Origin of the sequence: Lysinibacillus sp. FJAT-14745, assembly GCF_001275675.1 — a bacterium.
Taxonomy (GTDB): Bacteria; Bacillota; Bacilli; order Bacillales_A; family Planococcaceae; genus Lysinibacillus.
In genome coordinates this window covers 95,237-95,806 of the sequence record NZ_LITM01000008.1, presented here as the reverse complement: position 1 = coordinate 95,806, position 570 = coordinate 95,237, and the positions used below count along the sequence as shown (strand labels likewise).

The 570-nt window shown below is 41.2% G+C and carries 1 protein-coding gene; it reads left to right on the top strand.

Going from position 1 to position 570, the window contains the following annotated elements; all coding sequences use genetic code 11:
• Window positions 1-570: transposase (locus AMS59_RS14205; RefSeq protein WP_199777770.1), on the top strand; the 570-nt coding region annotated here is incomplete at both ends.

The window sequence follows — 570 nt, the reverse complement described above, 5'->3', positions numbered from 1 at the left end:
GTGTTTTAAATGCCGACACAGGTCGCATTTTGGCGATTGTTCCTCACCGAGATCAAGACGCAATTACCGCTGTTTTACAGAAAGTAATAGGTCCTATTCGTGCAGTAGTAAGTGATTTCGCTCCAGCGATGGCGAACGCGATACAAACAGTTTATCCAACTGCGATTCATGTGCTGGATCGTTTTCATCTCGTGCAATTTTTCACAGATGCCCAGCAGCGAAGACGACGTTATTTAGGAGAAGCCAAAAAGCATCATAAATCGCGATTCATAGACCGTTGTTTGGCACGAAAACCTGAACAATTAACGGAAGAAGAACGTGGATTTATTGCACAGTGGTACCAGGAAGATTTGCATACAAAACACATTTATCAAGCATTGAATCATATGCGTTATGTACTAAAAGCGACAACGATGACACAAGCAAAACGACGGTTAACAGAATGGTTTAAAAGATATCAATTTCATATGTGTGGTGCCGTCTCAAAAATCGCAAAAACATTGATAACACGTGAAAAAGCGTTGCTGGATACCATTATTTCACCGCTATCGAATGGCATTATGGAAGGCA